Annotated in this window: 23 protein-coding genes; 16 read left to right on the top strand and 7 right to left on the bottom strand. The window is 65.5% G+C overall.

The window, feature by feature from the left end; translation table 11 throughout:
* Positions 1 to 73: 73 nt before the first annotated feature.
* Positions 74 to 1510 carry a glutamate synthase subunit beta gene (locus GVM20_RS06300; RefSeq protein ID WP_166546431.1) on the top strand — a complete coding sequence of 479 codons (1437 nt, stop codon included), beginning with the start codon at positions 74 to 76 and terminating at the stop codon, positions 1508 to 1510.
* Between the two features lie 86 nt (positions 1511 to 1596).
* Positions 1597 to 2832: a hypothetical protein gene (locus tag GVM20_RS06295; protein ID WP_166546430.1), complete on the top strand. Its 1236-nt coding sequence runs from the start codon at positions 1597 to 1599 to the stop codon at positions 2830 to 2832.
* A gap of 4 nt (positions 2833 to 2836) precedes the next feature.
* Here the strand turns inward: GVM20_RS06295 and GVM20_RS06290 are convergent, their stop codons facing one another.
* From GVM20_RS06290 to murI, 3 genes are all read right to left on the bottom strand, one after another.
* The gene (locus tag GVM20_RS06290; RefSeq protein ID WP_166546429.1) at positions 2837 to 3529 is read right to left on the bottom strand and encodes a nitroreductase; all 693 of its coding nucleotides are present in this window, start codon (positions 3527 to 3529) and stop codon (positions 2837 to 2839) included.
* 84 nt (positions 3530 to 3613) lie between these two features.
* Positions 3614 to 4834 (bottom strand): 5-aminolevulinate synthase, encoded by a 1221-nt coding sequence (gene hemA / locus GVM20_RS06285; protein ID WP_166546465.1) that lies wholly within the window; start codon positions 4832 to 4834, stop codon positions 3614 to 3616.
* Between the two features lie 173 nt (positions 4835 to 5007).
* A complete protein-coding gene (gene murI, locus GVM20_RS06280; RefSeq protein WP_353653117.1) occupies positions 5008 to 5802 on the bottom strand; it encodes a glutamate racemase in 795 nt (264 codons plus the stop codon).
* Positions 5803 to 5917: 115 nt separating this feature from the next.
* Here murI and plsY point away from each other — a divergent pair, with 115 nt between their 5' ends.
* The 5 genes from plsY (at position 5918) to GVM20_RS16525 (ending at position 11370) form a co-directional block, all read left to right on the top strand.
* Positions 5918 to 6502, top strand: coding sequence for a glycerol-3-phosphate 1-O-acyltransferase PlsY (gene plsY, locus GVM20_RS06275; protein ID WP_166546427.1), 585 nt, complete (start codon positions 5918 to 5920; stop codon positions 6500 to 6502).
* A 16-nt stretch (positions 6503 to 6518) separates the two neighbouring features.
* Positions 6519 to 7655: a DNA-processing protein DprA gene (dprA, locus tag GVM20_RS06270; protein WP_166546426.1), complete on the top strand. Its 1137-nt coding sequence runs from the start codon at positions 6519 to 6521 to the stop codon at positions 7653 to 7655.
* An 87-nt stretch (positions 7656 to 7742) separates the two neighbouring features.
* Entirely contained in the window at positions 7743 to 10313 is a 2571-nt protein-coding gene (gene topA, locus GVM20_RS06265) for a type I DNA topoisomerase (RefSeq protein ID WP_166546425.1), read from the top strand.
* A gap of 113 nt (positions 10314 to 10426) precedes the next feature.
* Positions 10427 to 10729 (top strand): hypothetical protein, encoded by a 303-nt coding sequence (locus tag GVM20_RS06260; RefSeq protein WP_234031883.1) that lies wholly within the window; start codon positions 10427 to 10429, stop codon positions 10727 to 10729.
* 2 nt (positions 10730 to 10731) lie between these two features.
* A complete protein-coding gene (locus tag GVM20_RS16525; protein ID WP_353653116.1) occupies positions 10732 to 11370 on the top strand; it encodes a response regulator in 639 nt (212 codons plus the stop codon).
* Between the two features lie 445 nt (positions 11371 to 11815).
* Here GVM20_RS16525 and era read toward each other — a convergent pair whose 3' ends face one another.
* The 3 genes from era to lepB all read right to left on the bottom strand — a co-directional run bounded on the left by era (position 11816) and on the right by lepB (position 14460).
* Entirely contained in the window at positions 11816 to 12733 is a 918-nt protein-coding gene (gene era / locus GVM20_RS06250) for a GTPase Era (protein WP_166546424.1), read from the bottom strand.
* Between the two features lie 195 nt (positions 12734 to 12928).
* Positions 12929 to 13612 carry a ribonuclease III gene (rnc, locus tag GVM20_RS06245; RefSeq protein ID WP_353653115.1) on the bottom strand — a complete coding sequence of 228 codons (684 nt, stop codon included), beginning with the start codon at positions 13610 to 13612 and terminating at the stop codon, positions 12929 to 12931.
* Positions 13609 to 14460 carry a signal peptidase I gene (gene lepB / locus GVM20_RS06240; RefSeq protein ID WP_166546423.1) on the bottom strand — a complete coding sequence of 284 codons (852 nt, stop codon included), beginning with the start codon at positions 14458 to 14460 and terminating at the stop codon, positions 13609 to 13611. The genes rnc and lepB overlap by 4 nt, the downstream gene beginning before the upstream one ends.
* 49 nt (positions 14461 to 14509) lie before the next feature.
* Here lepB and pgi point away from each other — a divergent pair, with 49 nt between their 5' ends.
* From pgi to GVM20_RS06220, 4 genes are all read left to right on the top strand, one after another.
* Positions 14510 to 16072: a glucose-6-phosphate isomerase gene (pgi, locus tag GVM20_RS06235; RefSeq protein ID WP_234031882.1), complete on the top strand. Its 1563-nt coding sequence runs from the start codon at positions 14510 to 14512 to the stop codon at positions 16070 to 16072.
* 350 nt (positions 16073 to 16422) lie between these two features.
* Entirely contained in the window at positions 16423 to 17943 is a 1521-nt protein-coding gene (locus GVM20_RS06230; RefSeq protein ID WP_166546422.1) for a DEAD/DEAH box helicase, read from the top strand.
* 130 nt (positions 17944 to 18073) lie between these two features.
* Positions 18074 to 19429, top strand: a complete 1356-nt coding sequence (gene gorA / locus GVM20_RS06225; RefSeq protein WP_166546421.1) for a glutathione-disulfide reductase — start codon at positions 18074 to 18076, stop codon at positions 19427 to 19429.
* A 59-nt stretch (positions 19430 to 19488) separates the two neighbouring features.
* The gene (locus GVM20_RS06220; RefSeq protein ID WP_166546420.1) at positions 19489 to 20514 is read left to right on the top strand and encodes an NAD-dependent epimerase/dehydratase family protein; all 1026 of its coding nucleotides are present in this window, start codon (positions 19489 to 19491) and stop codon (positions 20512 to 20514) included.
* On the opposite strand, the gene GVM20_RS06215 is transcribed toward GVM20_RS06220, so the two are convergent.
* Positions 20511 to 21614: an NAD(P)/FAD-dependent oxidoreductase gene (locus GVM20_RS06215; protein WP_166546419.1), complete on the bottom strand. Its 1104-nt coding sequence runs from the start codon at positions 21612 to 21614 to the stop codon at positions 20511 to 20513. The two genes, GVM20_RS06220 and GVM20_RS06215, sit on opposite strands and share 4 nt — an antisense overlap.
* A 72-nt stretch (positions 21615 to 21686) precedes the next feature.
* Here GVM20_RS06215 and GVM20_RS06210 point away from each other — a divergent pair, with 72 nt between their 5' ends.
* From GVM20_RS06210 to GVM20_RS06190, 5 genes are all read left to right on the top strand, one after another.
* Positions 21687 to 22409, top strand: a complete 723-nt coding sequence (locus GVM20_RS06210) for an SDR family oxidoreductase (protein ID WP_166546418.1) — start codon at positions 21687 to 21689, stop codon at positions 22407 to 22409.
* An 82-nt stretch (positions 22410 to 22491) separates the two neighbouring features.
* Positions 22492 to 24024 carry an acyl-CoA carboxylase subunit beta gene (locus tag GVM20_RS06205; RefSeq protein ID WP_166546417.1) on the top strand — a complete coding sequence of 511 codons (1533 nt, stop codon included), beginning with the start codon at positions 22492 to 22494 and terminating at the stop codon, positions 24022 to 24024.
* Positions 24025 to 24043: 19 nt separating this feature from the next.
* On the top strand, positions 24044 to 24394 hold the full coding sequence (locus GVM20_RS06200; protein WP_166546416.1) for a DMP19 family protein: 351 nt from the start codon (positions 24044 to 24046) through the stop codon (positions 24392 to 24394).
* A complete protein-coding gene (mce, locus tag GVM20_RS06195; protein WP_166546415.1) occupies positions 24391 to 24843 on the top strand; it encodes a methylmalonyl-CoA epimerase in 453 nt (150 codons plus the stop codon). Before GVM20_RS06200 ends, mce begins: the two co-directional genes overlap by 4 nt.
* 16 nt (positions 24844 to 24859) lie before the next feature.
* Positions 24860 to 25645 carry an enoyl-CoA hydratase-related protein gene (locus tag GVM20_RS06190; protein WP_166546414.1) on the top strand — a complete coding sequence of 262 codons (786 nt, stop codon included), beginning with the start codon at positions 24860 to 24862 and terminating at the stop codon, positions 25643 to 25645.
* Positions 25646 to 25749: the final 104 nt, after the last annotated feature.

Raw genomic sequence — 25749 nt, 5'->3', positions numbered from 1 at the left:
TGAAACAACGGGTCATGGATTGCCGCGGGGCCTGCGGCCCCTCGCAATGACGAAAGAACGAAGGTAACGACACGTGGGCAAGGAAACCGGATTTCTCGAGCTGGACCGCCGCGAGCGGGATTATCTCGATCCCAAGGAACGGCTGAAGAACTACCGCGAATTCGTCATCCAGCCGGATGAGGGCACGCTGGCAGGGCAGGCCTCGCGCTGCATGAATTGCGGCATTCCATATTGCCACAATGGCTGTCCGGTGAACAACCTGATCCCGGACTGGAATCACCTCGTCTACGAGGCGGACTGGAAGCGCGCGCTGGCGATGCTGCATTCCACCAACAACTTCCCGGAATTCACCGGCCGCATCTGCCCCGCGCCGTGCGAGGCGGCATGCACGCTCAACATCATCGACCAGCCAGTCACCATCAAGTCGATCGAATGCGCCATCGTCGATCGCGGGTGGAAGGAAGGCTGGATTCACCCGCAGGTGCCCGCGAAGAAGACCGGCAAGTCGGTCGCGGTGGTCGGCTCGGGCCCGGCAGGGCTCGCCTGCGCGCAGCAATTGGCGCGCGCGGGGCATTCGGTCACGGTGTTCGAGAAGTCGGACCGCGTCGGCGGCTTGCTGCGTTACGGCATCCCCGACTTCAAGATGGAAAAGCACCTCATCAACCGCCGCGCCCAGCAGATGGAAGCGGAAGGGGTGACGTTCAAAACCTCGAAGGAAGTCGGCGTCGACATCTCCTTTGCCTCGCTGCGTGAGAACTTCGATGCGGTGGTGCTGGCCGGTGGCGCGGAAGATGCGCGCCAGCTCCAGATCCCCGGCGCGGAAATGTCGGGCGTGCGGCTGGCGATGGAATTCCTGACCCAGCAGAACAAGCGCGTCGCAGGCGACGATGAGCTCCGCGCCGCGCCGCGTGGCTCCCTGCTGGCGACCGGCAAGCACGTGGTGGTGCTCGGCGGCGGCGATACGGGGAGCGACTGTGTCGGCACCTCGAACCGGCAGGGCGCGCTCAGTGTCACCCAGCTCGAAATCATGCCCAAGCCGCCTGAGAAGGAAGACAAGGCGCTGACCTGGCCCGACTGGCCGATGAAGCTGCGCACCTCCTCCAGCCACCAGGAAGGCGTGGAGCGCGACTGGGCGGTGCTGGCCAAGCGCGTGCTGGGCGATGGCCAGAAGGTCACTGGCCTCGAATGCGTCCGCGTCGAGTGGATTGGCGGTCAGATGCAGGAAATGGCGGGCAGCGAATTCACCATCCCGGCCGATCTGATCCTGCTCGCGATGGGCTTCGTCGGGCCGAAGAAGGCGGGCTTGCTCGAACAGGCGGGCGTCGCGCTGTCGCCGCGCGGCAATGTCGATGCCGATACGGACCGCTACGCCACCTCCGAACCCGGCGTCTTTGCCTGTGGCGACATGCGCCGCGGGCAAAGTCTGGTTGTCTGGGCGATCCGCGAAGGGCGTCAGGCGGCGCGCGCCGTGGACGAGGCGTTGATGGGGGCGAGCGAACTGCCGCGATAAGGCGCGGCGGGGCCAGCCCCTGCGACCGGCTATATCCGGCTGCGCATTGTGTGGTATCTTCCGCCGGTCTCGGGGGGAGAATCACTATGCGTCTGACTGTCTCGGCTTTCGTCACGCTCGCGGGGCTTGGCGCCGCCGCCACGCTGGTGTCGACCACCGCCCTGTCGCAATCTTCAGCCAGCCCTCCGGTGCGCTATGCGATGGATGCCGCCACCATGAGCGGTATGGGCGCGATGGCCAGCGGCGGCGGGTTCGGGGCGATGATGGGCATGATGAGCGGCCGGGCTCCCCAAGCGGTGCGCACGCTGCTGCTGCAACATGGCGCAAGCACGACGGCGCCCAAGCCGCAGGCCGATCACTTCATGCCGCAGGGCGCGGGCCTTGGCACGTCGCTGCGGCTGCTGCCGCCGGCCAAGGCAGAATACGAGGGGACCCCGACTTTCGAACGCCCGAGCGGGCGGCTGTTGCTCTACTGGGGCTGCGGCGCGCGTGCGCCCAAGGGACAGCCGGTGGTGATCGATTTCGCCAAGCTTGCCGCTGGCGAGATGCCGCCCGGCCTGTTCACGAGCGGTGTCAATCTGCCCGAAGATTGGACCATGACCATCTCGGGAAGCAAGACCTACACCTCTTGGCCGCACGGCAAGGACAACAAGTCCGTCCCCGCCAAAGGATCGCTGATCGGCGCACACCGCATCGCTGCCAATTATTCCAAGGAAATCAATTTCACCCTTGCCGAGGACTTCATGCCTGCGCTGGAAGCGCGCACCAGCGACGTCGCAGGCGGTGCCAGCAATCTCGCGTGGAACGGGCTCGACAAGGCGACCGGCTATTATGCCTGGGCGATGGGGGCGAAAGGCATGGGGCGCGGCGGCCCGCCGACCGAAATGGTGTGGTGGGCGTCATCGAAACAGCAGGCCTTTGGCGGCCCGCTGTGGGATTGGATCTCGCCCGCAGGGGTGCGCAAGCTGATCGCGGCCGGAACCGTCATGCCGCCCGAACAGCGCGACTGCACCATCCCGGCCGAGGTGATGCAGGCGAGCGGGGAGGGGATGATGGTCAACCTCCAAGCCTATGGCCCGCAGGTCGATTTTGCCTATCCGGCGCGGCCGGCCGATGCCCGCAAGCCCTGGAACCCTGAATGGATCGCCCGCGTGCGCTTCCGCTCGTCGACCATGCTGCTCCCGGGGATGGAGGGCATGGGCGGGAGCATGGCGGGAACGGATACCGCTGCCGAGGGGAGCGGAGAACCGGCCAAGCCCGCCAAGAAGAAGTGCAAGGGGCTGAAAGGCATCGCCGAACGCGCCGCAGGGCTTTGCGAGTAAAGCCCTAGTCGAAACCGATGAACCGCGCCGCCTCGGCCACGGTCTTGCGGTGGCTGACGACGGCATTGGCGGGGAAGTCCGGATCGGGCCAACCCAGCGCGACGGCTTTCATGATCACCTGATCCTCGGGGATGCCGGCATGTTCGCGCACCACGGGGCTCTGCATGATCCCTTGCGAGTTGATCACGCAGCCGAGCCCGCGGGACCATGCCGCATTGACCAGCGCGGTGGTCACTGCGCCGCAATCGAAGGCGGTGTCATCCGAGCCGCCAAGCTCGCGGTCATAGGTGACGATCACGCAGACCGGCGCGTCGAACTGGCGGAAGCCGCGCAGCACCCAGTCCTGCCGCGCGTCCTTGTCATCGCGTTCGATCCCCATCGCGCCGAACAATTGCTTGGCGACTTCGACCTGTCGATCGCGGTGGACGCCCGCAAATGCCTCGCCCCGGCGAAATTCGCGGCTGTCGGGGACGCCGGCGAGGATGTTGTCGGTATTGCCCTTGCGGATACGATCAAGCGGTTCGCCCGTGATGACATGGAAATGCCACGGCTGGGTGTTCATCGATGTGGGCGAGCGCATCGCCAGCGTGAGGATCTCTTCGATCAACGCACGCGGGACGGGCTTGTCGAGGTAGCCGCGGATGCTGCGCCGCCCGAGGACGACCTCGGCGTAAGTCTGGTCAGGCGTACCGCCCATGATGCTCTCTCCCGAATCTGTGTTCGGGGAGGCGTTAGCCCAGCCGGAGCGCCGCTCAAAGGACGCTACGGCAGGGCGGGGCGATTACGCCGCCTCGGCCAGCCGCAGCTCCAGCCGGTCCCAGATTTCCACCAGTGCCGCCGTCAGCTCGTCCATCATTTCATCGGTGTGGTGCGGGCCGGGGGTGAAGCGCAGCCGCTCGGTCCCGCGCGGGACGGTGGGGAAATTGATCGGCTGCACATAGACGCCGTATTCGGCGAGCAGGACGTCGCTGATCTTCTTGGCGCGGATCGGATCGCCCACCATCAGCGGGACGATATGGGTGACAGAATCCATCACCGGCAGGCCCGCTTCGGCAAACTTCAGCTTCAGCATGGCCGCGGCGCGCTGCTGGGCGTTGCGCTCGACGGAGGACTCCTTCAGGTGCCGCACCGAGGCGAGCACGCCTGCCACCAGCACCGGCGACAGCGAGGTCGTGAAGATGAACCCCGGCGCGTAGGAGCGGATGCAGTCCACCACCTTGTGGCTCGCCGCGATATAGCCGCCCATCACACCGAACGCCTTGCCCAGCGTACCTTCGATGATGTCGATCCGGTGAGCCGCACCGTCGCGCTCCGAAATGCCGCCGCCGCGCGCGCCATACATGCCTACGGCGTGAACCTCGTCGATATAGGTGAGCGCGTTGTACTTCTCGGCCAGATCGCAGATCGCGTGGATCGGGGCGACATCGCCGTCCATCGAATAGACGCTCTCGAAGGCGATCAGCTTGGGCGTGTCGATATCGACGCTGGCGAGCAGCTCTTCGAGATGCGCGACATCATTGTGGCGGAACACCTTCTTGTCGCAGCCTGAATTGCGGATGCCCGCGATCATGCTGGCGTGGTTCAATTCGTCCGAGAAGATCACGCAGCCCGGCAGAAGCTTGGCGAGCGTGGACAGCGTGGCATCATTCGACACGTAACCGCTGGTGAACAGCAGCGCCGTGTCCTTGCCGTGCAGGTCGGCGAGTTCATGTTCGAGCTCGACGTGCAGGTGCGTGTTGCCGCCGATATTGCGGGTGCCGCCCGAACCTGCGCCGACATCATGCAGCGCGGCTTCCATCGCGCCGATCACCTTGTCGTGCTGGCCCATGCACAGGTAGTCGTTCGAACACCACACCGTGATCGGCTTGGGGCCATTGTGTCCGTGAAAACAGCGCGCATTGGGATAGGCGCCCTTGTTGCGCATGATGTCGATGAAGACGCGGTACCGGCCTTCTTCATGCAACCGGTCGATCGCGGAATCGAAGATCTGATCGTAGTTCACTCGCATCTCGCTGCTCTCGCGGCCGCTCACGCGGGCGCTACGTTCCTGCCGTGCTTCTTTTGTCCCGCCATAACGTGCCAGATGGCGGTTGGTTTCGCGCGATTATCTAGGGTGCGAGTGCAGTTTTTGCCACAGCGATCTTTGCGAGCGTTTCGCAAGGCTGGGGGCCCCAATCAGAACGCTTCCGCGGGGCCGAACCCGCGCGTGGCGAGGGCTTCTTCCAGCCCATGTGCCCCGGTCAGCGGCCCGGTGACCACGAAGCGGTTGGGGCCTTGCGCGACGAAGCTCTGCCCTTCGAGCAAGTGGGCGATCCGGCGCGCGATGCCATCGGCGCCGTCCACTTGCGTGACATCATCCCCGAAGGCAGCGGCCAGTTCATCGGCCAGCAGCGGGAAGTGGGTGCAGGCGAGCACCAGCGTGTCGATGTCCGCTCCGCCCGCCATTGCGGCAAGCCGCGTGTGCACATCGGCGATCAGCGCGGGATCGACCGGTCGCCCGCGCAGCTTGGCCTCGGCAGCGGCGACGAGGCCGGGGGCAGCGACCCGCAGCAGGCGCTTGCCGCCAGCAAACTTCGCTTCGAGATCGTCGACATAGGCTTGCCGGATCGTCGCTTCGGTGCCGACGAGGCCGATGGTGCCGCTCCGGGTCAGCGCAGCCGCAGGCTTGATCGCAGGCACGGTGCCGACCACCGGAATCTCCAGCACATCGCGCACCATGCCCAGCGCGATGGTCGATGCGGTATTGCAGGCAATGCAGGCGAGGCGGGGCTGATACCGCTCGGCCATCCGCCCGAGCAATCCCGCGACCCGCGCCGCGATCTGGGCTTCGGTCTTGGTGCCATAGGGCAGGCCCGCAAGGTCGGCGGCGTAGATCACCGGAGCCTCGGGCAGCACCTTCCGCAAGGCGTCGTAAACGGTCAGCCCGCCGACGCCGGAATCGAACAGCAGGATGGGGGAGTCTGAGTTCACGAAAGCCTTCTTACCGTTCACCCTCAGCTTGTCGAAGGGTTGTCTTTCTTTTGGCATACAGGGCGCTAGAAGAAGGGCAGGGCTTCGACAAGCTCAGCCCGGACGGAGAGTTGTTTTGGAACTGTTTTTCGCCGCCTTGCTTGGCTTTGCCCTCGGCTCGATCCCCTTTGGTCTGATCCTCACCCGCGCGGCGGGGCTGGGGGATGTGCGGAAGATCGGCAGCGGCTCGATTGGCGCGACCAATGTGCTGCGCACCGGCAACAAGGGGCTGGCGGCGGCGACGGTGCTGCTGGACGCAGCCAAGGCGGCAGTGCCGGTGCTGGTCGCCGGACATGTCTGGCCCGGGACTGAAGGCGTCGCAGCAATAGCGGCGGTGGCGGGGCACTGCTTCACGCCGTGGCTCGCGTTCAAGGGCGGCAAGGGCTTTGCGAGCGCCGCTGGCGCGCTGCTGGCGCTGGCATGGCCCGCGATGCTGGCTTGCGCCGCGATCTGGGCGATCACGCTGTACGTCAGCCGGATTTCCTCCGTGGCGTCGATGGTGACCGTGGTCGCATCGCCGCTGGTGGCGTGGGGGATGGGCTTTCCCGACGCCATTCCGCCGCTGGTCTCGATCGCGGCCATCGTGCTGTTGCAGCACCGCGCCAATATCGGGCGGTTGATGCGCGGAGAGGAGCCGAAGATCGGCTCAAGCACGCCGTAATGCGGGGCCGCATCTGATGGAGAGCCAAGGGTCGCAGCCGGTGCTCTCGCAACAAGAAGCCTTCGCGCGGATCCGCCTGCTGCGCTCGCCCCATATCGGGCCGGTGAGCTATCGTCAGCTGCTGGCGCGGTTCGGTACGGCGGCGGCGGCGCTGGATGCCTTGCCCGATCTGGCGAGCCGGGGGCGGGGCCCCTTTCGCCCTGCCAGCGCGGAGAGTATCGAGCGCGAGGTCACAGGCGTGCGCCAGGCGGGCGCGCGCTACCTGTTTCACGATCAACCCGATTACCCCGCGCTGCTGGCCGAGCTGGACAGCGCTCCCCCGATTGTCACCTGCCGGGGCAGGCTGGCCTTGGCGTCCGAGCCGTGCGTCGCGCTGGTCGGCGCGCGCAATGCCAGCGGGGCGGCGGTCAAGCTGGCCCGCGATTTCGCCGCCGCTCTGGCCGAAGCGGGCTTCAAGGTGGTCTCCGGCCTGGCGCGCGGGATCGACGGTGCGGCGCATGAAGGCGCCTTCCCGCAGACCATCGGGGTGATCGCCAGCGGCATCGACATCGCCTACCCCCCGCAGCACACCGCCTTGCAAGAGCGCATCGCGAAAGATGGCCTGCTGATCGCCGAACAGCCCCCCGGCACCGAGCCGCGCGGGCGGCATTTCCCCTCTCGGAACCGCATCATCGCAGGCCTCGCCAGCGGCACGCTGGTGGTCGAAGCCGCACCGCAATCCGGCTCACTCATCACTGCTAGGCTGGCGGGCGAGGCGGGGCGCGAGGTGATGGCGATCCCCGGCTCCCCACTCGATGCGCGGGCGTCAGGCTGCAACCAGCTGATCCGCGAAGGCGCGGTGCTGGTGCAGACGCCCGAGGAGGTGGTCGAGTTGTTGCAAAGCTTCACCGGCGCCCCGCGCTCCCGCTTCCGGGTGGGCGACGGGATGGCGGATTTCGACTACGCCGAACTCGCCAAGCTCAACTGGGGCGAGGCACGCGCCGACCTCAGCACCGACATCGCCAACCTGCTGACCAATGCGCCGGTCGCGGTCGACGAACTGATCCGCCAGTCAGCCGCCACCGCAGCCGAGGTGCACATGGCGCTGCTCGAACTGGAACTGGCGGGCGAATTGGTGCGCGAGGCGGACGGGGCCGTGCGCCGCGCCGGATAAGCGCCCTCTTGCACAACCCGCTTGACGCTGTAAGCCGCGCCGCTCCACCCTCGCGCGTACACACGTAAGGGACACCCCGGCACTATCATGCAGCTTGTCATCGTTGAATCCCCCGCCAAGGCGAAGACCATCGAGAAATATCTCGGCAAGGACTTCAAGGTCCTCGCCTCCTATGGCCACGTCCGCGATCTGCCGCCCAAGGATGGCAGCGTCGATCCCGATGCCGACTTTGCGATGGAGTGGGAACTTTACCGCGACAAGCAGAGCCGCTTCAAAGAGATTTCCGACGCCGCCAAGGGTGCCAGCCGTCTGGTGCTGGCGACCGACCCTGACCGTGAGGGTGAGGCGATCAGCTGGCACGTGCTGGAGCTGCTGAAGAAGAAGAAGAGCGTCCCTGCCAACGTCCAGCGCGTCACCTTCAACGCGATCACCAAGCAGGCCGTGACCGAGGCGATGGCCCGCCCGCGCGAGCTCGATCAGCCGCTGATCGACGCCTATCTGGCGCGCCGGGCGCTCGATTACCTGTTCGGCTTTACGCTCTCGCCGGTGCTGTGGCGCAAGCTTCCCGGTGCCAAGAGCGCGGGCCGCGTGCAGTCGGTCGCGCTGCGCCTGATCGTTGAGCGCGAGCGCGAGATCGAGGCCTTCCGGGCGGATGAATACTGGTCAGTCGTCGCGCGCATGATGCATGACGGCACCGAGTTCGATGCCCGCCTCGTCAAGTTCCGGGGCGACAAGCTGGAGAAGCTGAGCCTCGGCCAGCAGGGCATCGCGATGGAGGCCAAGGCCGCCGTTGAAGCCGGGCGCTTCACGGTCGAAGGCGTCGAGACCAAGCCGGTCAAGCGCAACCCCGCGCCGCCGTTCACCACCTCGACCCTGCAACAGGAGGCCGCGCGCAAGCTCGGATATTCGGCGCAGCATACGATGCGTCTCGCCCAGAGCCTCTACGAAGCGGGTGCGATCACCTATATGCGGACTGACGGCGTGCAGATGGACATGAGCGCCATCATGGCTGCCCGCGATGCCATTGCCGCGCGCTTCAGCGAGGATTACCGCCCCGAAAAGCCGCGGATGTACAGCACCAAGGCCAAGAACGCGCAGGAGGCCCACGAAGCCATCCGCCCGACCGATTTCACCCGTGAACGTGCCGCGAGCGGGGACGAGGGCAAGCTCTACGACCTCATCTTCAAGCGCGCGATGGCGAGCCAGATGGCGACCGCGCAGCTGGAACGCACCACGGTCACCTTCCGCGATGCGACCGGCCAGCACGAGCTGCGCGCCACGGGTCAGGTGATCCGCTTCCCCGGCTTCCTCGCCGTTTATCAGGAAGGCTTCGACGACGCCGATGATGACGAAAGCGGCCTGCTGCCGGTGATGAAATCGGGCGATTGCCCCGCCAAGCGCGCGGTCGATGCCACGCAGCACTTCACCCAGCCGCCGCCGCGCTTCTCCGAAGCATCGCTGGTCAAGCGTCTGGAAGAACTCGGCATCGGGCGTCCGTCCACCTACGCCTCGACCATCCAGACCCTGCGGGACCGCGCCTATGTGCGGATGGAGAAGAACCGCTTCTTCGCCGAGGAATCGGGCCGCTTGCTGACGGCTTTCCTCGAACGCTTCTTCCCCACCTATGTCGCCTATGATTTCACCGCCGGGATGGAGGACGAGCTCGACATCGTCTCCGACGGGCGCGAGGATTACAAGCTGCTGCTCGCCCGGTTCTGGAAGGACTTCAAGCCCAAGGCCGACGAGGTGATGGAGAAGCTCCCCTCGGAAGTGACCGAGGCATTGGACGAATATCTCTCCGATTTCCTGTTCCCTCCGCGCGAAGACGGCAGCGATCCGCGCGCCTGTCCGCTCTGCGCCACCGAGGGCCGCGCCAATGGTCGCCTCGCGTTGCGCGGCGGCAAGTTTGGCGCGTTCGTCGCCTGCGCCAATTATCCCGAGTGCAAATACACCCGCCGCTTCGCTCAGCCGGGCGGCGAGGGTGAGGGCGGGGCGGATGATGGCGTCATGGGCCAGCACCCCGAAACGGGCGAGGACATCCACCGCAAGACCGGGCGTTTTGGCCCCTATGTCCAGATGGGTGACGGCAAGGAAGCCAAGCGCGCCAGCATCCCCAAGGACCTGGACGACTTCGACCTCGATTGGGCGGTGAAGCTGCTCGATCTGCCACGCATTGTCGGCGCGCACCCCGATACCGGGCTGGAAATCGAAGCCAATATCGGACGTTACGGCCCCTATCTGCGGCACGATGGCAAATACGGCAAACTCACCAACACCCGCGAAGTGTTCGAGGTGGGGATGAACCGCGCGGTCGATCTGCTGGCGCAATCCGCCAATCGCGGCGGGGCGACACGCGGGACGTCAGAGCCCATTGCCACCCTGGGCGCACACCCCACGAGTGGCGGCGAGATCAAGGTCATGCCGGGCCGCTATGGCCCCTACGTCACCGACGGCACCACCAACGCCACCATCCCGCGCGATGCCAAGCCCGAGGATGTGACGCTCGAACAGGCGATCGCACTGATCGACGCGCGTATCACCAAGGGCCCGTCTGCCAAGAAGGGCAAGAAGAAAGCCGCGCCCAAGAAGGCGGCTGCCAAGAAGCCCGCGGCCAAGAAAGCGCCTGCCAAGAAGAAGGCTGCGGCCAAGAAGGCCTGACAAAACGACAAACCGAGCGCCGGAGGACAACAAAGACCGTTCCGGCGCTCGGACGTTTGCAAATAATAAAGCATTTGGACCTTACCACGGTGGCCGGAAAAAGGGCTCCCGCCGTGATAGAAATCGAAATCCAGAACGAGACCCATCAGACCCAGAGCCGCATCCGCTTTGCTGCGGTGCCGCGGATCGGCGAAGGCATCCGCCTGCGCGAACCGGATGGCATGTGGGCGAGCTATGATGTGCTCGACGTGTGGTACCAGAAGGCCGAATTCGGCGATGTCTGGATGCCCTATCTCCACATCCGCATGACGCCGGGCGAAGCGGTCGGCACGCTCGATGCCGCCGATCCCTATTCCGATGATTACGCCGCCAAGGCGTACGAGTCGGGCTTTGCGACGATGGGCGGGGGGCGGTAACCATGCAGAACCTGATCAAGCGCAATTCTGGCCCCAATCGCCGCACCGTCACCGACGGCAAGACGCTGGCCGAAAAGCTCGCACAGAACGAAAAAGTGCTGGCTGCCGCTGCCGAAGAGGACGAAGCCCGCGTCGCTGCCGAAGCGGCCGCCCCGCCGCGTCCGGCGCCGACGGGTCAGCCCGGCGCGTCCGAACCCGACGATACCGCCGCGATTGTCGCCGCCGCCAAGGCGATGCGCGACCGCTATTCCGGCCAGCCAGCGCCCGCTGCGACCACCAAGACGTGCCTGATCGTCGATGACAGCCGTGTGATCCGCAAGGTTTCGAGCAAGATCGCGTTGAGCCTGGGCTACGTCCCGGTCGAAGCCGAAAACGGCGAAGAAGCCTTGGCGCGCTGCAAGAAGTCGATGCCTGATCTGGTGCTGACCGACTGGAACATGCCCGAAATGGACGGCATCACCTTCGTCACCAAGCTGCGCTCGATCCCCACGCCCAAGGAGCCGGTGGTGGTGTTCTGCACCTCGAACGGCGAGGCCAAGGACATCCACGACGGCATCGCGGCAGGCGCGGACGACTACATCGTCAAGCCGTTCGACGAGGCCGCGCTGAAGGCCAAGCTGGAGAAGCTGGGGCGGGGGTGAGCTCATGCGCCACTGCCGTCACCCCAGCGAAAGCTGGGATGACGAAAACCTTCGTCATTGCGAGGAGCCGCAGGCGACGAACCAATCCATGACCTGACCTTACAAGCCGAAAGCAGCGGTTCATGGATCGCCACGGCTCTACGAGCCTCGCGATGACGAGGATTGGGGGCTGGAGTAGCTGGGGCGGGACTGGTTCCCCATCCTTCGCCCCGTGCTTGACACGGGGCCTGGCGTTACGCTCTCAAATCGCGCTGCAAACTCCCTTCCCTTGAGGGAAGGGCTGGGGATGGGTGTGCGACGCCCGCTGATGTCGAGCCCCCACCCCCAACCCCTCCCCACGGGGAGGGGAGAAGCAGGGGCCCGGACTTGATCGGAGGGTTTGGCTTTTCTGTCAGCGCTCGCACCGCCTCGTCATCTCATGCGAAGCAGCAACGCCCCACTGCGATCACCGCACCCAATCGAGCCCCATCTCCTCAAAGATTTCCTTGTCCTCGGCCCAGTTCTCCAGCTGCTTCACATGGAGATAGAGGTGCACGGGCACGCCCAGCACTTCGCTCAATTCCTTGCGCGCGGCGGCGCCGATCTGCTTGATCCGTGAGCCACCCTTGCCCAGCACGATCGCGCGCTGGGTTTCGCGGGCGACCACGATTTGCTGGTGGATTTCGATGCTCCCGTCCTTGCGGACTTCGTATTTCTCGGGCCGCACCGCGCTGTCGTAGGGCAGTTCTTCGTGGAGCTGCTGGTAGAGCTGTTCGCGGGTGATTTCGGCAGCGAGCAGGCGCTCCGAAGCATCGGAGACCTGATCTTCGGGATACATCCATTCGCCTTCGGGCATCATGCCGGCCAGCGCATCCTTCAGTTCGGGCACGCCGTCCCCGGTCAGGGCCGAGACGAAGTAAATCTCGGCAAAATCGACCTTGCCCGCCAGATCCTGCGCGAGCGCCAGCATCGGCTCCTTCTTGGAGCGGTCGACCTTGTTGATGACGAGGATCTTGCGTTCCGGGCGGCCCGCCAGCGCTTCCAGCAAGGGCTCCAGCTCATGGCGGCGCTGCTTGATCGGATCGACCAGCAGCAGCACAGCATCGGCGCTTTCCGCGCCTTCCCATGCGGCGCTGACCATCGCGCGGTCGAGCCTGCGGCGCGGCGCGAAGATGCCGGGGGTGTCGACGAGAATCATCTGCACGCCCGCGCCGTCCAGCTCATGCAAGGCGATGCCGAGCATCCGCGCGCGGGTGGTCTGCGCCTTGGCGCTGGTGATCGCGACCTTCTGGCCGACCAGTTGGTTCACCAGCGTCGATTTGCCAGCGTTCGGCGCGCCGATCACGGCAACGACTCCGCAGCGGGTAGGGGGAGAGGTGTTCATGACGTGTCCTTATCAATTTCGCTGCGGCTTGTCGAAGCGCAGCGCGCAGGGTCGCGGCGGTTTGCTTGGTTGTTGCGGTGTCGTTGGCAGGTGGTTGTCGGCTCATGGTGCCCTTATTGCGGCGCGGTGATGCCGCGGCGGGCCATGTTTCACGTGAAACATTGCAAGAACATCGGGTTGGCCGACTCTCAGCGTTCACCCATATTGTTCAAGAAACGCCTTGGCCGCGAGCCGTTCGGCCTCGCCCTTGCTGGTGGCGGTCGCTTCGGCCGCGCCGACATTGCGCACGCTGACCTGAACCGTGAATCGCGCGGCGTGGTCAGGGCCGCTGCGGTCGATGACTTCGTAGAGCGGAGGCGCACGGCGGTTGCCCGCGGCCCATTCCTGCAACGCGCTTTTGGGGTGCTTTGATTTGCCCTCGTCGCCTTCCAGTTCATGCGACCACAGGCGGTAGATTATGGCCTGCGCAGCATCGAAGCCGTTCTCGATGAAGCAGGCGCCGATCAGGGCTTCCATCACATCGCCGAGGATCTTGTCGCTGTCCGCCCCGCCATCGTCACGCGCCTGCTTGCCGAGGCGAATGTGAACCGGGAGGTCAATCGCACGGGCGATGCGCGCGCACGTCGCCCCGCTGACGAGCGCGTTGAGACGCTGCGAAAGCCGCCCCTCGGGAGCGTCTCCGGCGCGGAACAGCCAGCTCGCCACCGAGAGCCCCAGCACCCTGTCCCCCAGAAACTCCAGCCGCTGGTAATCGGCCACTTCCGCGCCCGAGACGTTGTAGCTGCCGTGGGTCAGCGCCTCGATCCACGGCGCCTCGTTGGCGATGACAAAGCCCTTGGCCTCAAGCCATTCGCGGGTAGCAGGGGCGAGCCCTTTCACAGCGTGTCTCCGATCCGGTCCCAGCGCGCGGCGGAGAACCACGTCCACGGCTTGCCCCAATCGGCGCTGCCGTCGGTCGACCAGATGATGATCGCGGCGCGCCCGACCAGCAGGTCTTGCGGGACAAAGCCGACCCCGTCACCCGCCACCGCCGGAAAGCGGCTGTCGCGCGAACTGTCGCGGTTGTCACCCATCACGAACAGGCGGCCTGCGGGCACCGTCATCTCGGCAAAGCCATCATAGGGGGTGAGGCCGAAATCGAGCGTGGTGTAAGACGGGCCGCCTGGCAGCGTCTCGCGGAACGCGGGGTAGCGGCACACCTCGATCCCCTCCGCCCCATTCGCGAGGTCGCCGCCCCAGGCACAGCCCGTATTGGACGATTGCGTCACCGGAACGTCGGCGATCCGTTGGCGCGGCAGGCGCGTGCCGTTCAGCACAACCTCGCCGCCGATCACCGCCACACGGTCGCCCGGCAGGCCGATCACCCGCTTGATATATTCGCGCCCGTCGACCGGGTGCTTGAAGATCACGATATCGCCGCGCTCGGGCGTGCCGGGCAGCAGGCGTCCGCTGGGCAGCGGCAGATCGAAGGGCAGGGCGTGGCGCGAGATGCCATAGGGCCACTTGGCCGCCAGCAGATAATCGCCGTTCATCAGCCGTGGCAACATGCTCTCCGATGGGATCGAGAAGGGCGAGAACACCAGCGTGCGGAACGCCAGCACCGCCAGCAGCAGCTTGACGAGGAACCAGATAAAGCCGCCCCAGCTTTCGCGGGCACGGGCGCCATTTGCGGCGGTCTGGCCTGCGTCGAGCGTTTGGGTCTCAAGCGATTGGGTCTTAACATCCATCGTCTCTGCCCTTACTCGCAGCCGCACACTTGCGTAAAGGGAAACGGCGATGAGCACTTCGGGTGGGGCAAAAGGTGATGCGGCTATGGCGGCAGCATGGACGCAGCTGAAGGCTCTGCCGCAGCCCAAGCTCGCCGACCTGTTCGCCGCGGATCCCGATCGGCCCGCCAACCTGACCCGGCGGATCGCCTGGCCAGTGGAGCCCGGCAGCGCCGCCGAGGCCGGGATGCGGATCGATTTTTCCAAAACCCATCTGAGCGATGACGCGCTCTCTGCCTTCGAAGCGCTGGCCGAAGCGGCCGGCTTTGACGCGGCGCGCGAGGCGCTGTTTGGCGGTGGGATCATCAACGTCACCGAAGGCCGCGCCGCGACCCACGGTGCGCTGCGCGGCAGCGGCACGCCCGCGCAGGTCGATGAGGCTGAAGCGCTGCTCACCCGCATGAGCCTGCTGGTCGAAGCGATCCACGAAGGCGCGCTGGGCGAGATCAAGCATTGCATCGCGATCGGCATCGGCGGATCGGCGCTTGGCCCCGCGCTCGCCATCGATGCGCTGACCCGCGATCTGGCGCTGGTCGATGTGCACGTGGTCTCGAACATTGACGGGCTGGCGCTGGAACAGGCGTTCCGGGCCTGCGATCCGGAGACGACGCTGATCGCGGTCGCCTCCAAGACCTTCACCACCATCGAGACGATGACCAATGCCGACAGTGCGCTGAAGTGGCTGGCAGAAAACGGTGTGGATGATCCGGGCGGCCGAGTGATCGCGCTCACCGCGTCGCCCGAGAAGGCCGTCGAGTGGGGCGTGGACGAGACTCGCGTGCTGCCCTTCATCGAAAGCGTGGGCGGGCGCTATTCGCTGTTCTCTTCGATCGGCTTCCCGGTCGCGCTCGCCATCGGCATGGACGAATTCCGCGCCATGCTGGCAGGCGCCAAGGCGGTGGACGATCACTTCCGCGCAGAGGAAGGCCGGACCAATGCCCCGCTGCTCGCTGCATTCGCCGACCAGTATTACACCCGGCTGCGCGGCTGCCAGACCCGCGCGGTGTTCGCTTATGACGAGCGGCTCGCGCTGCTGCCCGACTATCTCCAGCAGCTTGAGATGGAATCGAATGGCAAGAGCGTGAAGACGGACGGCAGCCCGGTTGACGGGCCGACAGCAGCGATCACCTGGGGCGGGGTGGGCACCGACGCGCAGCACGCCGTGTTCCAGCTGCTGCATCAGGGCACGCATCTGATCCCGGTCGATTTCCTCGTCAGTATCGGGCCCGGCGACCAGCTCGATCCGGCACATCACCGCATCCTGCTGATGAACTGCCTCGCGCAGGGGGCCGCGCTGATGGCGGGCAAACCGGCCGATGATCCGGCGCGGGCCTATCCGGGCGACCGGCCTTCGACCACCTTCCTGATCGACGATTGCGATGCGGCCGCGCTGGGCGCGCTGATCGCCTTCCACGAACACCGCACCTTCGCCAATGCCGTGCTGATGGGGATCAACCCCTTCGATCAGTTCGGGGTCGAGCTTGGCAAGGCGATCGCGAAGCAGATCGAAAGCGGCGAGGGTAAGTTCGACCCAAGCACCAAGGCGCTGATGGCTGCGGCGGGGTTGGGGTAAGGCAAACCCTAAGTCCGTCGCCCCGTGCTTGATACGGGGTTTGGCTAACCTTGTGCACACGTCCAAGAAGAAAAGCCTAGCCCCGTGTCAGGCACGGGGTGACGCATGTGGCGAAAGGATTGACTTTCCGCGCCATCACGCCCACATGGCCCCCATCGAAGCGCGCTAGCCATGCGTGAAGCGGCGGAAATCTGAAAACATCCGCCCCGGCCGCACTTCGGTTCTACCTCCAAGACTTCCCTTTTCACGCGGGCGGTTTCAACCCCCGCGCCGCGCGTGGCGTGCCCACTGGCGATACCCGTCAGAGGCAGCCCAGCGCGCGCCGCAGACTATTTGCGAGCTTATTTCATATGACAACTTTTGCTGACCTCGGGCTGTCGCAGCCCGTGCTCCAGGCTCTTGACCTCAAGGGCTACACCGTGCCGACCCCGATCCAGGAACAGGCCATTCCCGCCGTGCTCAAGGGCCGCGACCTGCTTGGTATCGCCCAGACCGGCACCGGCAAGACCGCGGCCTTCATGCTCCCGAGCATTGACCGCCTGCGCGAAGCCGACAAGCAGATCCCGTTCAAGTCCTGCCGGATGCTGGTTCTGGCGCCGACCCGCGAACTCGCGGTGCAGATTGCCGACAGCGCCAAGGATTACGGCGCGCTGGCGGGCCTCAAGGTGCAATGCATCGTTGGCGGCACCAGCGTGGGCAAGGATCGCAACAAGCTGCACCGCGGCACCGACATTCTGGTCGCCACGCCAGGCCGCCTGCTCGACCTGATCGACCAGAAGGCTTTGAATCTCGCCGGGATCGAAATTCTGGTGCTCGATGAAGCGGACCAGATGCTCGACCTCGGCTTCATCCACGCGCTGCGCAAGATCCGCGAACTGGCCCCGAAGGATCGCCAGACGCTGTTCTTCAGCGCGACCATGCCTAAGGCGATCAAGGAGCTCGTGAGCGGCTTCTGCAACAATCCCGTGCAGGTCTCGGTCACGCCGGAAAGCACCACCGCTGAGCGCATCGACCAGTACCTCTTCATGGTCCAGCAGGACGAGAAGCTCGCACTGCTCGAAATGATCCTCAAGGGTCGTCACACCGTGCCCGGTACGGTTGAGCGCGTGCTGATCTTCACCCGTACCAAGCATGGCGCGGACCGGGTGGTGAAGAAGCTGGAACAGGCGGGCATCCCCGCCAACGCGATCCACGGCAACAAGTCGCAGCCGCAGCGCCAGCGCGCTCTCGACGAGTTCCGCAAGGCTCGCGTGCCGGTGCTGATCGCGACCGATGTGGCCGCGCGCGGGATCGACATTCCCGGCGTCAGCCACGTGATCAATTACGAACTGCCCAATGTGCCGGAGCAATATGTGCACCGCATCGGCCGCACCGCGCGGGCGGGCAAGAGCGGGATCGCGATTGCCTTCTGTGCCGAGGACGAACGCGCATACCTCAAGGATATCCGCAAGGTGACCGGTGCCGAGCTTGAGCGTCTGCCGCTGCCGGACAATTTCCGTGCCGTGGTGGAAGGCGAAGGCCCGACCAAGCCGGCTGCCCGCACGCCGATGAAGCGCGTCAACCCGCGCCCGCTCGGCCAGCGTCCGCAGGGTGATCGCAAGCCGCAGGGTGATCGTCGCCCTGATGGTGAGCGTCGTCCGCAGCAGGGCGAACAGCGCCGCGCGGAAGGTGATCGTAAGCCGCAGGGCGAGCGTCGTCCTGAGGGTGATCGCCGTGCCTTTGGCTCCAAGCCCGGCGGCAACGGCGGCGGCCAGCGTCACCCCGGTGGCGGCGGGCGTCCCGCTGGTAACGGCGGCGGCAATGGCGGTGGAAACCGCGGCCGTGGTCGTCCCGGCGGCGGCGGAGGTCGCCCCCGCGCAGCCAGCGTCTGATAACAAGAACACGAAGGGCGGGAGCAGCAAACTCCCGCCCTTTTGTTATCTGAATCCGGCATTTCACCCGCGCGTGGTTGCCGCTCCGCCCCTGTGACGCCATATGCGTGTCCGCGACGATGGGAGCAGCATGATGACGGCCGAATACGACTTTGATCTCTTCACCATCGGCGCAGGCTCGGGCGGGGTGCGTGCCAGCCGCGTGGCCGCAGCTCACGGCGCCAAAGTGGCCGTTGCCGAGGAATACCGCGTCGGCGGCACCTGCGTGATCCGCGGCTGCGTGCCCAAGAAGATGCTCGTCTACGGCGCGCACTTCGCTGAGGATCTTGAGGATGCCAAAGCATTTGGCTGGACCATCGAAGGCAAGCGCTTCGATTGGGCTTCGCTGCGCGATGCCGTCCAGACGGATGTGAGCCGGCTTGAAGGGCTCTATGGCCAGACCCTCGGCAATCACGACGTCACGATCTTCAAGGAACGCGCGACGATAACGGGCGATCATCAGATCACGCTGGCCAGCGGCCAGGTGGTGACGGCCAAATACATCCTCGTCGCGACCGGCGCGCGCCCGCACGTCCCGGCGTTTCCGGGCAGCGAACATGTCATCACCTCGAACGAGGCGTTCCACCTCGACAGCCTGCCGCGCCGCATCCTGATCGCGGGCGGGGGCTATATCGCCAACGAATTTGCCGGGATCTTCAATGAATTCGGCTGCAAGGTGACGATCGCCAACCGCTCGGACACGATCCTGCGCAGCTATGATGCATCCGTGCGCGACCGGCTGCTCCAGATCTCGATGGTCAAGGGCATCGCCTTCCTCTTCCACGCCGAGTTCGAACACATTGAAAAGCAGGATGACGGAACTCTGCTCGTCAAGCTGACCGGGCAGGAGCCTTGCGAATATGACGCGGTGATGGTCGCGACGGGACGGGTGCCGAACATTGAAGGGCTGGGGCTTGAGACTGTCGGCATCGAAACCGGCAAGCGCGGGGAGATCGTGGTCGATGCTTTCAGCCGCACCAATGTCGATTATGTCTATGCCGTGGGCGATGTGACCGACCGGGTTCAACTCACCCCCGTCGCCATTCGCGAAGGGCAGGCCTTCGCCGATTCGGTATTCGGCGGGGTCGAGCCTTACGCGGTCGATCATTCCTGCGTGCCATCCGCAGTGTTCTGCCACCCGCCGATCGCCGCCGTCGGACTGACCGAAAGCGAGGCGCGCAACCAGCTTGGCAATATCAAGGTCTTTCAGTCGGATTTCCGGCCGATGAAGAACGTGGTGGCTGGCCGCAACGAGCGCAGCCTTTATAAGATGATCGTCGATGCCGCGAATGACCGGATCGTCGGCATCCACATGATCGGCCCCGATGCGCCCGAGATCATGCAGGTGGCTGCCATCGCGGTGAAGGCGGGGCTGACCAAGGCCGATTTCGATGCGACCGTCGCGATCCATCCGACGATGGCGGAAGAGCTGGTGCTGTTCAAATAGGCTGCGCGCCGCTGCCGTGCTGCTAAGGTGCGGCGACACTTCATCAGGGGAAGCGCAGCATGGCCGATACCATCCTTGTGACCGGCGGCACCGGCTATATCGCGGGCGAGATCATCGATCAGGCGCTGGCGGCGGGCAAGAGCGTCCACACCACAGTGCGCAATGCTGCCAAAAGCGAACCGCGCCTGCGCGCCCGCTGGCCTCAGGCAGGCGAGCGCCTGCGGGTGTTTCAGGCTGATCTGGAACATGACGCAGGCTGGGCTGAGGCCTGCGCGGGCTGCGACGGCGTGGCCCATGTCGCCTCGCCTTTTCCCCTCGCGGTGCCCAAACACGCCGATGCGCTGGTGATCCCGGCGCGCGAAGGGGCCTTGCGGGCGCTGCGTTTTGCCCATGCGGCGGGGGTGGAGCGTTTCGTGCTGACCAGTTCGGCGGCCGCGATTGCCTATGGCCACGGCCCGGGGAAGGACCGCTTTGACGAGCGGGATTGGACCGTGCTCGAAAATCCGGCCGTTCCGCCCTACCATCGCTCCAAGACCGTGGCCGAGAAAGCCGCGCGCGAGTGGGTTGCCTCGCACGCGCCCGATATGGCGTTCTGCTCGGTCAATCCGGTGGCCGTGCTGGGGCCGGTGGTGAATGACGATCTGTCGACCTCGATCGAATTGGTGCGCAAGCTCTTGACCGGCGAGATCCCGGCGCTGCCCGCAGTCGGCTTCGGCATTATTGACGTGCGGGATGTGGCGCGCGCCCATCTGCTGGCGCTTGATGCGCCGGCGAAAACCGTCCGCGGCGAGCGTTTTCCGGTGCAGGATCGCTTCGTGTGGATGACCGAGATTGCGCAAGTGCTGCGAACGCGCACGCCTGAGCTTGCGCGCAAGGTGCCGACCCGCAAGCTCCCGGACTTCGTCGTCACCCTGCTCGCGCCGCTGCTGGCCGAAATGAAGCAGGTGAAGGCCGAACTCGGCCGCACCCGCGATGTCTCGGGCGAGCATACGCGGCGCGTGCTGGGGATGGATTTTATCGCTGCCGACGACAGTATCGCGGCGACTGCACGCAGTCTGGTCGATCAGGGGATCGTGCGGGTCTAGGCGCCGAACCGCCGCGGGGCGAATTGCTCGGGCGCAAGGCCTGCCTCGGCGCAATCCGCGGGGAAGGGCAGGCCCAGCACCGCGCTTTCCGCAATCCGTGACAGCGCGGGCGCCGTCTGGAAGCCAGCGCCGCCTTGTCCCGCGACCCATACGAAACCGGGTGCGCCCACCGCGTGGCCGATCACCGGCAATTCATCGGGCGCAAAGCTTCTGAGGCCCGCCCAGCTATGTGCGATCCGGCGAATGGGGAGGGTGGTCGCCTGCTCGACCCGGTCGGCGGCGATGGCGATGTCGAGCTCCTCAGGCGCGGCGTCGCACGGCGCGCTGGGGGTCTGGTCCATCGCTGAGGCGAGCAACTGTCCCGCTCCTTCGGGCAGCATGTAGAAGCCTTCGCCCACGGTCTTGGTGAAGGGCCAGGCGCGCACATCCTCGTCCGGCAATGCGGCGAAGGAGATGACGGTGCGGCGGCGCGGCTCGATCCCAATAGGCGTGACGCCCGCAAGGCGCGCAATCTCATCCGCCCATGCTCCCGCCGCGTTGATGAGCAGCGGCGCGCCGTAAGTCTCGCCCAAGGCTTCCACCCGCCAGCCTGCGCCATCGCGTGCAATCGCGCTGACCGTCGCACCCGTGACCACTGTGCTCCCCGCCGCGCGCAAGGTCGTAACATGCGCCTGCAACATCGCATGCGTATCGAGCTTGAGCGCCCCGTGATCGACCAGCGCGGCCTCGCACGCTTCGGGCTTCAGCACCGGCAGCAGCGCGCGCGCTTCGGCACCGTTGATCCGCGCATAATCGCAGCCGAATTGGCGGTGCGTTTCTTCCAGCGCGTCCAGCGCCGCCAATTGCGCAGCAGAGGCGATATGCAGCGCCGGATGCCGCGTGCCATGCTCGGCCAGCGCGGGCAGGCTCAGCGCGGTCAGCGTGCGCACCAGCCGCTCGCCCAGCCCGAAATGCGCCACCGCCACGCTGCGGCCCGATGCGTGGTAGCCGGACGCGCTCTCACCCTCCAGCACCACCACTCGCCCGTGCGCGGCCAGCCGCGCCGCGCAGCTCAGCCCCGCGATCCCGCCGCCGATCACCAGAAATTCGCACCGCTCCATGACGCCGGTCTCGCCTAATGCGTTGCCCTATGCAACTGTTGTTCGTAAGCCACAGGCGGGGAGACGGGTGTCATGCAGCTTGCAGGAAAGACGGTATTGTTGACCGGCGGCAGCGCCGGGATCGGGCGCGAGATCGCGCTGCAACTCAAGGCCAAGGGCGCGCGGGTGATTCTCACCGGACGCAGCCCCGAACGGCTCGAGGCGATGCGGGCCGCGGGGTTTGAGGTGATCGCTGCCGATCTGTCCCATGCCGCCGGGGTCGATGCGCTGATAGCGCAGCTGGCTGAGACCGAGCTCGATGTGCTGATCAACAATGCCGGGCAACTGGTCGATCACGATTTCCGCAAGGCCACGCCTGATGCCGATGCGGCGGATGCGGGCATTTATGCCAATCTCTCCGCCCCGATCCGGCTGATCACCGCGCTGGTGGAGCGCCTGCGCGCCCGTCCGCAAGCGGCGATCGTCAACGTGACCAGCGGCCTCGCGATTGCGCCAGCGGCGCGCCAGCCAGTCTATTGCGCCACCAAGGCGGGCCTGCGGTTCTATACGCTGGCCCTGCGTGAACAGCTCAAGGGCAGCGCCATTCAGGTGATCGAGGCTCTGCCGCCGGTGGTCGATACCCAGATGAATGACGGCAACCGCATGAAGAAAATGCCGCCCGAGGAATGCGCGCGCAAGATCATCGCCGCGATCGAGCAGGACCACGACGAGGCCAATATCGGCATGACCAAGATGCTGCGGATGGTCGAGGCGGTCGCCCCTTGGCTGGCGCGGCGCATGACACTCAGGTTCTGACCGCCCGCACTTTTGCCACGTTGACGCTTGGGACATGCTAAGGCAACGCAGCGGCCAAACACGCCAAACAAGGGGATGCCCATTGTCCGCCAATATCGCCGAAATGGAACGCCGCCGCGAAGCCGCCCGCATGGGGGGCGGCCAGAAGCGCATCGACGCCCAGCACGCCAAGGGCAAGCTGACCGCGCGCGAACGGCTCGACGTGCTGCTCGACGAAGGCAGCTTTGAAGAAGTCGATGCCTACGTGGAGCACGACTGCAACGATTTCGGGATGGAAACCCAGCGTATCCCGGGTGACGGGGTGGTCACGGGCAGCGGCACGATCAACGGCCGGCTGGTTTACGTGTTCTCGCAGGATTTCACCGTCTTCGGCGGCTCGCTGTCGAAGCGCCATGCGGAGAAGATCTGCAAGGTGATGGACACCGCGCTGAAGGTCGGCGCGCCGGTTATCGGCCTCAACGATTCGGGTGGGGCGCGCATTCAGGAAGGCGTGGCGAGCCTCGGCGGTTATGCCGAGGTGTTCCAGCGCAATGTGCTCGCATCCGGCGTGGTGCCGCAGATCAGCCTCATCATGGGGCCCTGCGCGGGCGGGGCGGTCTATTCGCCGGCGATGACCGACTTCATCTTCATGGTGAAGGATTCGAGCTACATGTTCGTCACCGGCCCTGAAGTGGTGAAGACCGTCACCAACGAGGTGGTGACGCAGGAGGAACTGGGCGGGGCGATCACCCACACCACCAAAACCTCGGTCGCCGATCTCGCTTACGAGAACGATGTCGAAGCCCTGCTGGCGACCCGGCGATTTTTCGATTTCCTGCCGCTCTCCAACCGTGACGAAGCCCCGATCCTCCCCACCAGCGACGCGTGGGATCGGATCGACAACAGCCTCGACACGCTGATCCCCGATAATGCCAACCAGCCCTATGACATGCACGAAGTGATCGCCAAGGTGCTGGACGAGGGCGATTTCTTCGAGATCCAGCCGATGCACGCGGGCAATATCCTGTGCGGGTTCGGCCGGGTGGAAGGCCGCACCGTCGGTGTGGTGGCGAACCAGCCGATGGTGCTGGCAGGCGTGCTCGACATCAACTCCTCGAAGAAAGCCGCGCGCTTCGTGCGCTTCTGCGATGCCTTCGAGATCCCGATCATCACTTTCGTCGACGTGCCCGGCTTCCTCCCCGGCACGGCGCAGGAGCTGGGCGGGATCATCAAGCACGGCGCGAAGCTGCTCTTCGCCTATGCCGAGGCGACCGTGCCCAAGATCACCGTCATCACCCGCAAGGCTTACGGCGGGGCCTATGACGTGATGGCATCGAAGCACCTGCGGGGCGATCTGAACTATGCGTGGCCGACGGCGGAAATCGCGGTGATGGGCGCCAAGGGCGCGGTGGAGATCATCTTCCGCTCCGAGAAGGACGACCCGGCCAAGATCGCCGAGCGGACCAAGGAATATGAAGACCGCTTCGCCAACCCCTTCGTCGCGGCCCAGCGCGGCTATATCGACGAGGTGATCCACCCGCACTCGACCCGCCGCCGGATCGCGCTGGGGCTAAGGAAGCTGCGGACGAAGCAGTTGGAGAACCCTTGGAAGAAGCATGACAATATTCCGCTGTGATTACCGGGATCCTTGAACGATGACTGACCTGCAAGGCGCATATGAGGCCGCATGGAATGCGCTGGATGCAATCCATCAAGAGGGCTTCTGGTTTTTCGTCACGCAGTCTGACGAGGACGAGCTGCTTGAGGCCCACGCTGCGATGAAGACAACTGGCCTCGATCAGCACGCTGCCAAGTTTCAGGAATTTCTCGATATCGACGGAGAGGCCTTCGCCGGGGCGGGCCTCCCGGGAGAACCTCAATACGAGCCTAGCAAGGATTGGGTCGCAGAATTCGAAGCCATTCTCGACACGCGGGAGGACGGTTACCGGGCCTTTCAGGATATCGTCGAGCAGTTCCGCCAAAGACACGGATTGGAAGAATTATGAAACTCGGCCGTCTCAACCACATCGGGGTCGCCACGCCCTCCATCGCCGATAGCATCGCATTCTACCGCGACGTCATGGGTGCGACCTCCATCACCGAGCCTTTCGACCTTGAGGAACAAGGCGTGAAGGTCTGCTTCGTCGACACCCCCGGCGCGGATGGCGCGCTGAACGGAACCCAGATCGAGCTGATCGAGCCGCTGGGGGAGAACTCCACGCTCGCCGGCTTCATCGCCAAGAACCCCTTGGGCGGGCAGCATCATTTGTGCTTCGAAGTCCCCGATATCGCCGAGGCGCGCTCGGAAGTCGAGGCGCTGGGCAAGCGCATCCTTGGCCCCACGCGCATCGGCGCGCACGGCACGCCTATCTTTTTCGTCCATCCCAAGGACATGGGCGGCATGCTTACCGAGATCATGGAGACGCCCAAAGAGGGCACGCACTGGTCGAACTAAACCCCCGGAGAGAAAAATGTCCTACGAAACCATCCGCGTTGACCGTGAAGGCCCGCTGCTCACCATCACCCTCAACCGCCCCGAGCGCCTCAACGCCATGCCGCCGCAGATGGCGGACGAGCTGGGGCAGGCGTTCTACGACCTTGGCGACGCGCGCGCGGTGCTGATTACGGGCGAAGGCAAGGGCTTCTGCTCGGGCGCGGATTTGTCCGCCCGCGGCGATGGCTCGGCGCTGGGCGGCAAGGGCGGCAGCCATGAGGCGCTGATCAACCACTACAACCCCGCGATCAGCCAGGTGGTGCGCGCGAGCGTGCCGGTGATCTGCGCGGTCAACGGCCCGGCGGCGGGCGTCGGCTGCTCGCTGGCTCTGGCGGCGGATTTCACCTTGGCGGCCAAGAGCGCCTATTTCCTCCAGGCCTTCGTCAACATCGGCCTAGTGCCCGATGGCGGTTCGACCTGGCTGCTCACCCGCGCCATCGGCCGCGCCCGCGCCACGCGGATGATGATGCTGGGCGAGAAGATCAGCGGAACGCAGGCCGAGGAATGGGGCCTCGTCTACAAGTGCGTCGAGGATGCGGACCTGATGACCGAAGCCCGCGCGCTGGCCGAGAAGCTCGCCAACGGGCCGACGGTCGCCTACGCGACGATGAAGCGCAACATCGCCACCGCGCTCGACCAGAACCTGCAAATGGTGCTGCTCGCCGAGGCCGAGGGTCAGCGCATCGCCGGCGCGACCAAGGACGCGATGGAGGGCGGCATGGCCTTCCTCCAGAAGCGCAAGGCCGAGTTTAAGGGGCACTAATCGCTCCCATCTCCGTTCGTATCGAGCGGAGCACGAAGTGCGCAGTCGAGATACCCCCGCGCGGTGTCTCGACTTCGCTCGACACGAACGGAAAAATGGTAACG

This window comes from Porphyrobacter sp. SLTP (assembly GCF_009905735.1).
Classification (GTDB): Bacteria; Pseudomonadota; Alphaproteobacteria; order Sphingomonadales; family Sphingomonadaceae; genus Erythrobacter.
The sequence above is the reverse complement of the archived record's forward strand: the minus strand, read 5'-3'. Positions and strand labels throughout refer to the sequence as shown.

Coding starts and splice junctions, on each gene's coding strand:
- GVM20_RS06295 (WP_166546430.1), top strand. CDS start 1,597: ATGCGTCTGACTGTCTCGGCTTTCGTCACGCTCGCGGGGCTTGGCGCC.
- GVM20_RS06290 (WP_166546429.1), bottom strand. CDS start 3,529: ATGGGCGGTACGCCTGACCAGACTTACGCCGAGGTCGTCCTCGGGCGG.
- dprA (WP_166546426.1), top strand. CDS start 6,519: ATGGAGAGCCAAGGGTCGCAGCCGGTGCTCTCGCAACAAGAAGCCTTC.
- topA (WP_166546425.1), top strand. CDS start 7,743: ATGCAGCTTGTCATCGTTGAATCCCCCGCCAAGGCGAAGACCATCGAG.
- GVM20_RS16525 (WP_353653116.1), top strand. CDS start 10,732: ATGCAGAACCTGATCAAGCGCAATTCTGGCCCCAATCGCCGCACCGTC.
- era (WP_166546424.1), bottom strand. CDS start 12,733: ATGAACACCTCTCCCCCTACCCGCTGCGGAGTCGTTGCCGTGATCGGC.
- lepB (WP_166546423.1), bottom strand. CDS start 14,460: ATGGATGTTAAGACCCAATCGCTTGAGACCCAAACGCTCGACGCAGGC.
- pgi (WP_234031882.1), top strand. CDS start 14,510: ATGAGCACTTCGGGTGGGGCAAAAGGTGATGCGGCTATGGCGGCAGCA.
- GVM20_RS06230 (WP_166546422.1), top strand. CDS start 16,423: ATGACAACTTTTGCTGACCTCGGGCTGTCGCAGCCCGTGCTCCAGGCT.
- gorA (WP_166546421.1), top strand. CDS start 18,074: ATGATGACGGCCGAATACGACTTTGATCTCTTCACCATCGGCGCAGGC.
- GVM20_RS06220 (WP_166546420.1), top strand. CDS start 19,489: ATGGCCGATACCATCCTTGTGACCGGCGGCACCGGCTATATCGCGGGC.
- GVM20_RS06215 (WP_166546419.1), bottom strand. CDS start 21,614: ATGGAGCGGTGCGAATTTCTGGTGATCGGCGGCGGGATCGCGGGGCTG.
- GVM20_RS06210 (WP_166546418.1), top strand. CDS start 21,687: ATGCAGCTTGCAGGAAAGACGGTATTGTTGACCGGCGGCAGCGCCGGG.
- GVM20_RS06200 (WP_166546416.1), top strand. CDS start 24,044: ATGACTGACCTGCAAGGCGCATATGAGGCCGCATGGAATGCGCTGGAT.
- mce (WP_166546415.1), top strand. CDS start 24,391: ATGAAACTCGGCCGTCTCAACCACATCGGGGTCGCCACGCCCTCCATC.
- GVM20_RS06190 (WP_166546414.1), top strand. CDS start 24,860: ATGTCCTACGAAACCATCCGCGTTGACCGTGAAGGCCCGCTGCTCACC.